At 41.9% G+C, this 14,291-nt stretch carries 1 protein-coding gene; it reads right to left on the bottom strand.

Annotation, left to right across the window (positions count from 1 at the left end):
• Positions 1 to 11: 11 nt before the first annotated feature.
• Entirely contained in the window at positions 12 to 14,291 is a 14,280-nt protein-coding gene (locus HME9304_RS07385; RefSeq protein WP_112377975.1) for a T9SS type B sorting domain-containing protein, read from the bottom strand.

A 14,291-nucleotide genomic window follows, 5' to 3' on the forward strand; every position in this document is an offset into this window, starting at 1 on the left:
TTAAGCCATTATTATCGATATAGGGTAAAATGTCCAATAAATTCACGGTCATCCGTTTCGCCTTGAAGCTTTATGATGTACCAGTAATCGCCGGTAGGTAGGTCGCTGTTCTGGTAAATTCCGTTCCAACCAGCGTCACCATATCCCATGCGATAGAGCTCTCTACCATAACGATCAAAAATGATCATTAGTACGTTGGGGAAGGCTTCAAGATTATCCGGTAACCAAGTATCGTTAAGACCATCGCCATCCGGAGTAAAGAAATTAGGAATTTCAATATCTATAAACTCCAAGAATATCTCGGAAATTGTCTCACATCCGTTCTGATCTACTACTCTTACTTGATAGGTATCGGTCCTATTGATAATGAATGTATTATCATTCCCATTGTCCGTATCACCAAAGTAGAACGTATACTCTTCCAGTCCTCCTGTGGCCGTGGCCGTAATCTCATTGATATTTGTGTTTTCCAGCACCAACTCCAAAGGTTCAAATGCAATTATGCTGAAAGTGATAGTGTTGGTACAACCATTTGAATGCAAAATGGTAAGATCATGTTCGCCAGGAGCGATATTTGTAAAATCAGCAGTCAATTGCATGGCTGCAGGGTCTGTAGTATCCATTCCGTAAAGAACTTCATTTACCACAGTTGGATCTTCAAAGATAATTTCCAAGCTATTTGTCGGCAAGTTTCCAGAACATTCGTAAATAGGCGTTACGGTGGCCGCCAAGTTAACACCCGGGTTTATTTCTACAAATACGTTGGATTCACATCCCTGCGCATCTCTTATAAATGCAACATGCGTACCTGCCGGAAGATTTTGGAACAAGGTTTGCCCCAACACATAATCAGAATCCAGGTTGGAGTTGAGAGCTGTTTCGTAGGGAGCTGTACCACCTGTAATAGTTACCTCAAAAGAACCATCAGCACTATTGAAACATACTTCGTGCATGATATTTACAGCCTCAGCTTGAATAGGTTCGGGCTGCTCTATTTCAAATTGAAATACTTCAAAACAACCATTGGTATCTTGGGCTATTACATCGTAAATGCCCGCCGCTAAATCAGTAAACGTATTTACGGTATCAAACTGGTCCAAGTTCGGAGTAATTGCATAAACAATAGCTCCTGTTCCACCAGAAACTTCAACAGTAATGCTACCATCTTCGAGTCCCGCACAAGTAACATCAGTTGATTCCTCTCTGTCAATCTGTAACGGAGCAGGGTCAATAATATTTATTACAGCGCTCGTAAAGTCGCAATCCATACTTGTAATATGTACATAATATGATCCTGAGGGCAACCCGTTAAATTCTCCTGATGCTTGTGGAGTTCCCGTGACAGAACTGGTTAAACCAGAATCTGTAAACAGTTCATAAGTATAACTTCCCAAACCACCAGTGGCCGTTGCACGTATTGTAGCAGACGCCTCACCGGCACAATTGATGCGGGCAGCACTGTCGTCTATAATAGCACCTAAAGGAATTACTGGATCCAGTGTGATTTGATTTGAAATCATAGCTTCACAAGCGTTGGCATCCCTTATCAAAAATTGGTATGTATCTGGTACTACGTTCGTGAAAGTGTGTGAGCTACCACTGTCAAAATTTTCCCAAGTAGAAGTATTCGTATCAAAATATTGGTACGTTCCGCCAATATCCCCCCCAGTGGCAGTTAATAATAAGCTACCATTGGTTGTACAGGTCACTTGAGCCGCTTGTATTAGCGAGGCTTCTACTTCATCTGTAGGTTGTATTTCAAACTTTGGAGTTTCATCATCACAGTTCCAACCATCGGCAACAGTAATGCTATAGATTCCTGCTCCCAAATTATTAAAGTTAGGGCTGGCTTGGAAACCAGAACTTGAAGTTGGTGTAGTATCTGCTAAATTCTCGTAAACATTCAATCGGTATTGATAGTTTCCGCTTCCGTCTGAAGCTGTTGCAGTAACACTTCCATTAGTATCCCCAAAACAAGTAAGCATTGCTGGACCTCCCGCTATGGTTGCAGTAATTGGAACAGGCGCTACCAAAGTAGGCGCAGCTGGATTGATAACACATCCATTGTCATCAGTAATCTGTACAGTGAATGATCCTGCAGAAAGTCCAGAGAATACAAAACTGGCAACATTAGCAACATTGTACACTTGGGCTGTAGTCGTATTGGTCAACTGGATGTCGTAAGGAGGATAGCCCCCATCAGGAGATATTTCAATTTCACCCTGATCATTCGTACAGGTCACATTGGCCACTTCATTAGGAGTTGCTGTCAATGCCCTATCTGGCGAAATAATGGTAATTATATTAGAGTTTTCTAAACACAATGGATTGGCTGTTTGCGTTACACGCACAAAGTAATTGCCACCCACCAACAATGGATCTGTTATGGATAACGGATTGGTGGATGTGTTTCCACTTCCAGTAATACCGGCAGTTGAACCATCACCATTAAATACTTCATAATCATACGTGCCGGAATATCCTGTGATATCGATTTCTAAAGTACCCGCTCCCCCAAAACAAACTGCGGGGGCTGTTGCTGTTGCGATAACCTGTATTGTATCAAAAGGAAGTATTTCGAACGGCGCTGTATCAAAATAACAACCTGTATTGGTATCGGTTACCCTAAAAGTGTAGTTGCCGGGCGCTGTTAAATCGAACTCAGCGGTTACATTAGTGGGTGTACCTGTTAAGATTCCTGATGGATTCCCTGTTGGCAATAATTCGTAGGTGTAGGTATTCGAGGCATTTCCATCATCAGAAACGGTAATCGTCACTTCTTCTGGATTAACACAACTAATGGCTGCGTTTTGCACTACTGTAGCACTAAAGATATTTATAGGCTGAATTGCTGGAACTGCTGCAGTTTGTGGGCAAGAATTACCATCGGTGACATAAACCGTTATATTCTGAACCGCACCCGTATCTGTAATATCGAAAGTATTTGATGTTTGGAAGTTCACATTATCGATACTATATAAGTATGGTCCCGTACCGCCAGAAGCATTAACTGTTATTGTAGAAGTATTTACAGTGTTGCTTGCATTACATGCAAATGGTGTTGCCGTTGCAGAAACATTTAACAAAGTTGGTTCTGTCACTGTTTCATCATAAAAATCATCACATGACCTTGAAGAAATTACACGTACACGGTAATCTCCTTCAGGAAGATTGTCAAACGTTATACTGGTCTGTGCGAACCTAAACGGCGTCACAAGATCTGACATTTCATAAAGTTCATAGGTATATGTAGGGTCGGTCACTGTTGCCGGGTCCAATTCAACAGTTAGGCTTCCATCGGCACCGCCATTACAACTGACGGGTCCAACGATTACATTGGAGATTACAGGGTCAACCTTATCTTCTAGAACTTGTATTGTGGTTGTGGTACAGGGTGTGGCTGTATCTATATCCGTTACAGTAAATGTATATGTTCCTATTTGCGTAAGACCTGTAAACACACCCGTGGAATTATTTGCTGTTGTGGTACCATCGGGGAAGAGTATTTCATAATCAAAGTTAGAAGAACCTCCAGTCACAGCTACAGTCACATGACCGCCTGGGTCAACGGTACAATCAATTGGTTTTACCACAGTTGGAGTCGCCGTCATTTCATCATAAAGCACCGCAGTTCCTATAGTGGCCGTACAAGACCATTGATCAGTAATCAACACCTCATAAGAACCTGAGCCTAATCCAGAAAAAACAGTATTTGGTTGTGGGGAACCTACAGCGCTTCCATCACGGATAAGCTGATAGGTGAAGTTGCTGTTTTGACCACCACTTGTTCCTACAACTTCTATCTCGCCCTGTAGATTAGTACAGTTTTCTACATTGATTTGAAGTGTGGCAGTAATTGGCGTTGGGTCAATGAGTACGACATCGGATAATTGGTGCTCACAATCAAACTGATCTTTTATCCAAACTTGGTATGTTGTTCCCGGAGCGATTCCTCCAATAAGATTTTCAAACAAGGGTGAAGCAACATAGTCTGCAGGTGCAGATGGTGCAGTAGTTCCAACATAGTAGGAGTATCCACCCCAACCACCGGCGGCATTTATGATTTCGATGCTTCCATCATTCAGGTTACAAGTAACCTCAGTAATTTGTGTGCTTGCTGAAATCCCGATATTAGGTCCAGCTATGGTGAAAGATTCCCCATAAATACAAGCAGAGCCCGGTGGGTTGGTATCCACAACTTCTATATAATATGTTCCGGCTTGAAGCCCGGTAATGGTAAAACTTCCATCGGCATCACTACCTGTCGTTGTTACATCATCCAGTAAATCGGTCGGCGTATTATTCACGTCATAATAGAGCGTATAGCTCGTTGCACTGCCGTAAGTGATACTACCGGCATCTCTAAGGTTTAGTTCCACTTCACCGTTGGCATCACCAAAACAGGTAATATTTGTAGTGCTCACTACATCCAAATCCAATACTTCTGGGTCTGCGACCTCATGGGAAATTGTAATGATACAGCCAGTACTAGTGTTTCTCACCTCAAAATTGTTAATTCCAATAGGCAAATTGGTAAAACTGCCCGAAGCTTGGAATGTACCCGCGGGCAACAATCTAAACTCGTAGTTGGCAGGGGTCGTTGTTGAATTGGTTATGGAGCCAGTAGCAGTTATGGTTATTTCTTCTCCAGAAACACAGGTTGCAGGAGTATCTATGTTTATACTTGCTGATTGTAACTCATCAAAAGGATTAATAGTTTCTGATATGGTTCCGATACAACCATTATCATCGTAAATATTTACAGTATAAACACCACCCGCGATATCGGTTTCAATAAATGTGGGATTTGTGCCAGATTGAACAATTGTGGGAGATTCAACAGCACCTGTGTTTGGATCGTCTTCTTCTATAAATTCGTAGATAACATATATTCCGCTACCACCTGTTATAGATGAACCATCTATTGTTATGGATGCATTATCGCTGTTATTGCCAACAGAACAACCAAACTCAACAACAGTTGCATTGATATTGGCAATAATATCTGGCTGAGTAATAACCTGTGTCTGTGTTGAGGTACAACCATTTGCCGCGGTTACCTCAATCGTATAGGTAATACCTGCCGCGGTTCCTTCCAAATTAGTAAATGTAGCATTCACATTGCTGGAAGTAGTTGCCGCTATTGGAAAAGTAGCCGAACTACCAGGCCCGGAAATTATTTCAAAGGTATATGGACCAATCCCATTGTTTGTGGCACTTACGGATATGGTTCCATCATCAGCTCCATGACAAGTCAAATCCGTATGGGAGGTTACGCTGAACGCAGGATCAATCGCAGGGTCTACCGAAATATTAAATACTCTTGCACATGGGGTAGACGTGTTATTGTCGTATACAGTAATGGTATAGTCTTCTACCGTTGTGGTATTGAAAACAAACGGATTGCTTGGCAAGGGTTGCTTGGCAGTAACAATTCCAGTCCCATCTGAAATTTCATAGTCATAACTTCCAGAACCATCAAAAACTTCAATGGTGATTTGAGCGTCCGGTGTGCCTGAACAATCCAATAATTTTGTCAAAGTTGCATTGGCCTGAAGTACAGGATGAACCACGACAGGGCCTGCTGAAGCAGTACACCCATTGCTATCGCGAACAGATATATTATAGCTTCCAGGGGTTACGTTGTTGAAAACACCACCGTTATCTATGTAAGTAGTTCCACCGTCCAAAGAATAGAATATTTGTGGAGCACTAGTTGTGGCCGTAATAGTTATGGTTGAAGGATCCGTACAATTATCTACAACAATAGGGCCAATGACGGGGTTGGGTGTAAGTGTCATTGGAACAGAACCTAAAGATGCCGAACAACCATATTGATCTTCAACGGAAACAGCATAGTTTCCTGCAGGGGAGTTCGCTGGTATTTCGATAGGATTATCTGATGTTGCAACGATTGTTGTAAATGGAGCGGGACCTGTTACCGTATAGGTGTAAGTTCCACCTCCACCCATAGGGTTTTGTATCTGGATAAGACCTGGATTATCGCAACTGATGTTTTCTAAAACGACAGGCGTTCCTGTAAGCGGGTCGAGTTCTTCCAGCAGTTCATTTTCCGTTGCACCTAGACAACTATCAACACCTCCATCAACCTCTACTACTTCTATAAAATAATTTCCTGTTGATAAACCATTTAAAACAATGTTTTGCGGAGAAGTGAAGGGAACGTTTCCGCCACTATCAGCGACAGCAACAGGAGTTCCTGAAACCATATTATATACATTCCATCTAAATTCAGTTCCAAATGGAGCCTGTGTATCGGTGACGGTGTAGGTTATACTGCCCGTAGCTCCTCCTGAACATGATGGTGTTATGTCTGAAGTGATTTCCAAAGGAACGGTAATAAGGTCGTTTACATTTACATTACTCTGGCGTACACAACCTGCTGCGTCTCTTACAAAAAAGACATAGGTTCTACCAGGTATTAATCCTGTAAATACATGCGGATCACCCAATCCTTTTGCAGGAGATGTCCAAGGAAGTGTAGGGGCTCCTGGACTGAAAGGGTCATCCGTATAGTTGTATTCATAGTCTGGTGTTCCTTCAGAACCTTGAACGGTAACTTGTAATTCATTACAGTTAACAACAAGTGCGGCTATCGTTATATCCAAATCATCCAAAGGATAAGGAATGATAAAAGGAGGGAAATCAGTTTGACATATATTTCCTGAACCATCAACAGTTCTCATGGATGGATTTACTACATCGCCGGAATTGTAACCAGTAAAACGGTCGGTAGTTCCAGGATTTGTACTGTCGCCAGGCCACGTGGTTCCCCCATCAGCACTGAACTCGATAGTCCCTAAAGTTGTTGGATAGGCCGTAAACTCAAAGCCAAAATCGTTGGGGTCTCCCGTACAAGCAGCAGGTGTTATACCTAAAATCGTTGCCGTTAATTCATCAGGATTCGTAATACTTATAGGCGTCTCGGTAATCGTACAACCTGTAGCGTCCGTAATAGTAACGGTGTAGTCGCCAGGCATTAGGTTAAAATAGGTTCTGCTGGTTGCTATTACGTTGGTGTCCGTTTGGTCAGACGCCCCGCCATTATCCAAATCTATGATTTGAATCGTATATGGACTAATTCCCGAAGTTATATCGACAAATATTGACCCAGTACCATCGTGACACAATGGGTCAGTCGGGGTATTGGTCATAGTTAAAGGAGTAGCTGGGGAAACCGTTACGGTTTCCATAAAATCGCAATAAGCATTGCTGACGGAAGCATCCCTCACATAAACATCATAATCACCATCATTTCCGGCCGTCATGGTAAACGTGCTTGCACTGGAAAACAACCCGGCAGGGCTATTTCCTGTTGGCACAAAGGCATATTCCAAATTGGTCAATGCTGCAGGGGCGGTTACGGTTATGTTTCCGTCCGCACAAGTACTTATGTCCACAACATCAATAATTGGAGTACTGTAAACAGTTACATTTTGAACAGTTCCTTCACACCCAAAACCATCTCTTACGTTTATGGTATAATTCCCATTTGAAAGACCCGTGAAAGTATATGTTGTTGCTGTAGTTGGACTTGGAGTCACCCAAGGTGCGCCATTAAGGCTAAATTGATAATCGTTATTACCAGAGGTAACATCAACTTGAATGGTTCCATCATTATTTCCACCATAACATGCGGTAGAAGTAAAGGCTATTGACGCAAATGGTGCCACAGTTATGGCCGTGTCTATTGGATCCTCACATGAATTCGTATCTCTTGCCCTTACTATATAATCTCCAGCTGTCAATCCAGAAAACACGGTTGAGCTTTGGTAAGCTGTAATAACACCACCGACATTATCTTCTAACTGATATTCGTAAGTAGGCGTACCTCCCGTTACAGATGCAGTGATTGTTGCACCACCATTTGAACAAGTTGCAACTTCAGTGACCGAAGCTGTTGTAACAAGCGCGTTGGGTTCTGCAATGGTTTGATTTAAGGTAATGAAACAAGAGTTATCCAATACATCCCTCACTTCAATATCATAAGTCCCCGCAGTAAAATTGTTTAAGGTTACAGGGCTTGTAGTTGAATTTGTGAACGGGCCAGTAGAACCAATTCTATATTCAAAACCATTGGTAGTATCAAAGTTCTCTACTTCAAAAGTGATGCTTCCATCAGTTCCGGAGCTACATGAAACGTCTGTGAAAGCAGTAATATTTGAGCCAAATGCATTACCAGCTTCAACAACTACGTTGAGTGTAGTACTACTTTCACAAACCTCGGGAGTCTGGGTAGCCTGTATATCATCAATGGCGATGTCATTACCTCCAGTTACTGCCGAATTTGTACGGATAACAATATCCAAGTTGGTATTTGCTCCTGGATTCAAACTTACTGTATAGTTCTGCCAATCGTCCTCATCGTTGTTCTTTGGAACATTTCCAGTAGTTGTGCTTGCAATTACCGATCCACCTCCATCAACCAATTGAATATTGATATCTGGATCTGCACCACCTGTACCTGTTCTTAATAAGTTAAATGCCCAAAGAGAAATTGTAATATCCCTGTTCGGTATAACCTCAATATTTCTTTTAGCATAAATAATTCCGTTGGGACCTACTACACCACCAACATTCATGGCCAAAAATCTACCGTTTGCATTTCCAGTATGGTCATTTGGACTGCGCCAAGAACCATATGGACTTACAATTAATTGCGTTACCGAGTATTCACCATCTTGTATTCTAATATTGGTGCCAAAGCCACAGGCGCTGGCACTACCATCTTGTGGTTCATAACAATACGCAGGGTCAACTTCTGGAATACTTGTGTTTGGTCCTGTTCCAAAATTTTCAAGTAGCAAAACACTTTCTGAAGGTGGCGTATTGTTTATATAGTTAACGGTTATTGTATGTGATCCAACTAATACGTTTTCGAACGTGTTAGAGGTATTAGGAGTGTTTGGAGTAGCATCGATTTCGTAAGTATAGCTATATCCAGCATTATCTGGCGTAACGGTAATAATACCTTCGCCATCACATTCATAATCTATTGTGGCAGTAACTCCCGGTGGGGTTGGTTCTGGCTCAATAGTGACCGTCATGGGAAATGTACAATTGCTGGCATCCCTGATGTACAGCGTGTGTGTACCTGGGAGCAAAAAGCCTATTGAATTGGTCCCATAGCTGGTTCCACCATCAAAACTGTATTCGTATGGTGCAGTTCCACCAATTGCATTAGTAATTCGTACTTCAGCGCCCATTCCAGGATTACATTCTGCTAACTGCGTTACAGCCGCAGATGCAGATAGCGTGAGCGGTTCGGAAATATTATAAATTTGATTTTCTATACAGTTATTGGCATCCCTTATACGAATATTGTAGCTTCCTGCGGGCTGGTTTACGAAGGTATTCGAAGCTTGGAAGGTCGCACCGTTGTTAATGCTGTATTCATAAGGTGCTTCTCCACCAGACGCTGTGATTGTAATCGTGGCTTGAGATTCTCCGCTACATTGGATTCCTGTATCCGATGTGGAAATTGCCAATGGAGGATCTTGGGCGATGGTTAAATCAAAAGAAGCTTCACAATAGCCTGCATTCCCTGCATTATCTCTAATATATACGTCATAATTACCAGCACCTGTTACGCTAATTGGGTTTGTTGCCGAAAAGCCTGTTGCGGCAGCGCCATCAGCAACAATGGCATAAACATAATTTCCATCGCCACCTGCGCCTGTTACATCTACATCTGTACTTGTAGCACATGCTGTAATATTTGGAGCAGAAGCCACTACGGAGAGTTCTGGGTTTATGGTTATCGATTCAGAATCTGTACAATTATTGCCATCCCTAACGTCAATAGTATAAGTTCCAGAGGTTAGTCCAGAAAACACGTTGGTAGTTACAAATGCACCCCCATTTAAGCTATATTCATAATTACCATCACCACCAGAAGTAACATTGGCGGTAAGGGTGAGCCCTACGGCATCGTCATAACAGCTATTATTGGGAACTATAGCCAATACTGGAGCAACAGCTGCATTTAAAGCAAAAGTCGTAGTAACTACACATCCATTGGCATCCGTAACACCAGCAGTATAGGTCCCTGTTTGTGTAAGTCCCACGAAAGCTCCTGTGCTATTTGTTCCAAAAGGTGTTGTGTCCGGATTGGTTAATGTAAACGTATTTCCACCCCATCCCCCGGTAGCGGTTAATGTAACACTACCATCAGTTGTACAGGTTGGCTGTGTTTCAGAGGCCCCAAGAGTTAATGCGGACGGCGGTGCGTTTACCGTTACGCTTGCAGTAGCGGTACAATTGGTAACATTATCCGTTACCGTGATGTCGTATGTTCCATCGTCCAATCCAGTCAATGGAATTGTAGTGCTTGTTTGGTTGTTTGCCGAAAAGTTTGCTGGACCGGTAATGGAATAATCGTAATCTGTATTAAAATTAGAAACTGTAAAGGTTACTTCTCCATCCGTATCGGAAAAACATGTAATGTTGCTTATCAGTTGACCGGTAACATTTATTTCTGAAATTGGATCAACAGTGAACGTCTCGTCATAAGCACAATCTTTACTGTCGGTGACCCTGAATGTGTAGGTCCCCGGGGCGATGCCATCAAAATCTGCAGAGTTTCCAGTAATTGAAGTAGCGGAAACTGTAGAAGGTGCAATAATTTCAAAAACAAATGGCGCTATTCCATTGGTCGCTGTTACCGTAACATCCGAAGTCAATGCAGGACAAGTTGGAGACGATGCTGTAAAATCCAAATTTGTTGGAGGGTCAGTCTCAAGAACAACAGGGTTTGTGACAAACGTACAATTGTTGGCATCCCGCACAGTTATTGAATAGGTTCCATCCGTTAAATTAGAAAACCGCTCTGCTCCAGCTCCATTTACAAAGGTGACCCCATCTATGCTATATTCGTATGGAGCGACACCTCCTGTTACATTTTGAACTTCAATAATTCCATTTTGTAAACACGTATAGTCTTGTATAACAACAGGATCAGCGTCAGCTGTTACAGCTGATGCCTGTCCTCCAATATTGAAGGTTTCCACAAAGTCACAGGAAACGGCCCCTTGGGTTTGTGTAATGGTCAAAGAATATGCTCCTTGTGGTAATCCCGTAAACAAACCGGATGTATTCGATGCGGTAGACGTGTCTGGATATGTTAGTGTGTAAGATAAACTGTATCCGTTGGAGTTGGATACGCTGACCTCAAAAGTGCCATTAGCTGCACCAAAACAGGTTTCATCTGTTGCTGCGGTAGTATAAACCGCGGAAGGTGCCACAGCTATAGATACACTGTTCGATATAAAAGAACAATTATTACCGTCTACAACTATAAATTCGTAGTCTCCTTCTTCTCCATTGATAAAGGTAAAATCATTTTCAACTTGGTAGGCACTGGCTGGAATATCACCGATATCAGTGTATAGATCAACGCCATTGTAGCTCCAAATTGCGTAAACATATTCAGGATTTGGAAAACCTCCCGTACCTGTAACGGTAATTACACCATCGGTACAATCAATATTTTTAGTAGTAAGTGCTGTTACAGCTAAATCAGTGACATCGTTAATAGTAACCTGTTCGGTGTACGTACATCCATCATCCGTTGATATGGATACATCATAAACACCGTCATTTAAATTTTCAAATGTGTAGTTGTTATCGTTGGATGGACCAAATGTGTCTACAGTAGTACCACCTTGAGCTATTTCGTAATAGTATTGCGCTTCAACATTAAGAATTGAAATGGCTATTTCACCCAAACCGTTACAGTCTGTATCCTTAGTATCCACATCTACTTGAAAATCCCTATCCAGAATCCCTATGTTATCCAAAACAAAAACACAACCATCGGTTACACCTTGTTGTCTCATTTCAACAGTGTAAGCTCCATTATTGGTGATATTGAAACTAGGATTGGAATTGTAGCCTACAAGAACATTACCTGTATCTTGATTTATCAATCTATACTCGTAATCCAACGGCATATTGGTTACGGTAATATTTCCATCAGTCGTACAAATAATATCTCTTGTTGTGTATTGAGGGTCTAATGGGTTTTTGAAAATATTGAAATAAAAACGGCTAAAGCATCCATTCTGATAATTGATGACCAGACGGTATTCTCCCGCATCCGAAGCAAGAAAATCACTCCCCGTATCAACAGGGTCCCAAGTACAGGAATTATTTGTGTTAGCACAATCTTGTGTTGAAGCAGCACAACTTGCTTCGTCCAGTTTTTCCCAAACGATGCTGTCCGCATCAGGTATGTTAATTTGTACGAGCTCGGTATCGTTCAATCCACAGAGAAAGATTTCCGGTAGCTCACTACCATCATTGGGACAGATTACAATTTCCCCATCAACCGTATTGGATGTATCGTTGATTAGCGCTGAAATTGGGTTGGACTGTGTAGCGCCAAAACGTTCAACGATAATAATTTCACGGAAGTCTTTACAAGGATCGGCTACTTGTTTATCTACGATGAACGTAGCTGCCTCGTCTACCAACAATGTGCTAGGGTCAGAATCCGGGTCGCCATCGTTTAAAACTGTATCGCCCGCATCTATCTCATTGTTTCCATTTTCGTCACGATACCAGACATAGTTGTCAAATCCATCGCCCGCATCAAGTACCACATTGGCACCACATAGGAGCACGGTTCTGGTAAAGCTACACGCTGTTAAATCATCCAAGAGAAAATTGGTGGCACCTGGTGTTGTAAAACCGCAGTCATCAAAATCCGATACACTTGGATCGTCACTGATTTGGTTGTCGTTAATTACCCCTTCGTAGGTTGAAAACGCAACGTTTTCTATAATGTCTGTACAAGCATCCACAAAGTCAAAGCAATTTTGTGCCACTTGTACACGCATACGGATTTGCGATGCAGGATCGCCCTCTTCCACTAAATTATCTGGAATGGTAAACGTAATCTCTTTTGAAACGGAGTCAAAAACGTAGGTAACTCCTGTAGGGACTGTAATCGTCGTATTATCCAAAGTGACATTGGAGGGAAGAATATCTCTAATGGTATAATTGGTTGCATCATCATTCCCCGTATTTACGAAAGTAAGCACGTAATCTAAATATTGCCCCAGATTAACGCCCTGCCCGGTAATATCATTACCTCCAATATCCTCTACTTTTTTCTCCAATACGATATTGGGCTCTATTATTTCTATACCGAAAGTGACCAAGAAAGCCCCGTAACCGTCACCATTGGTAACCAACCTTAAAGTGGCATCTGTTTCTTCATTGGCAATAACACTATTGGCAGGATTGTTTATTTCAAAAATATCAGAGTCAAATCCCAACGTGTTGGTAGCGGTGATATTTCTGCTGGTAACGTTTGCCCCATCTATGGTAATATTAGAGTTGAAAAAGTTGTTTGCTGGATTTGCGCCATTGGAAAGACTGGTAAAGCCTGGGTTCAAGGGTGTTTGTATTCTAAATTGATCTCCTGTGATACCTCTGTCACCCTCTACAACATTTGCTCCCAACCTCGCTCTTACAGGTCCTGAAGGAATGGAATTAAAACCAGAAACATTGATATCTGCACTTGAGCTTCCGCTAACACCCGCGTATCCATCGAACACAGAAATATATTTCCCTGTCAACGTTGGATTTTCATAAATAACCACTAAGGTCCATCCACCTGCTCCACCAACGCTTCTACCTCTAGTTGCTCTTACATTCCCTACAAAGTATTCTCCAGATGGATCTGCCAATGCTTGTAATTCGTTGGTTACATTTTTAAAACAGGTGTATGGTGAATCTTTAAAATTTACATCGTCATGTACAATGGCATCTTCTTCGCCAACGGGATCAGGGTCATTGTCCGCAACCAAATCGATATAGCTACCACCTGGAACCCTAAATTTTATTTGTGTAAAGTCCAATCTTCTATTATCATTGGCAGGAAGGCTTGCAATCTCCGAGTTGTTCAATACCTCTTGTTGATAATTGGCAGACCAATAAAGTCCGGCCCAATATATTCTGGAACAGAAAGGAACCGACAATGTTGAGCTACTGGAACTAAAGGTTGAAGGATCTGAATCTACATCAATATAGTCCCTATGGAAACCATTGTTATTTGAGCTTCCGTTATACGGGTCATTGGCGGTATTACTGCCATCAACCCTATTGATAATACTGTTTGATAAAAAGGTATAGTCTCCTTTAATATTTATAAAAGAATTTTCAAGTCTTGGAGTAAAGGGAACCTCTACTTGAGCATTGATTGTAGAGCCTATAAACCATATGCCTATTAGGCATACAACTGATTTAATAAATCGATTGGTCAT

Origin of the sequence: Flagellimonas maritima (assembly GCF_003269425.1) — a bacterium.
In the GTDB taxonomy this organism is placed as follows: Bacteria; Bacteroidota; Bacteroidia; order Flavobacteriales; family Flavobacteriaceae; genus Flagellimonas; species Flagellimonas maritima.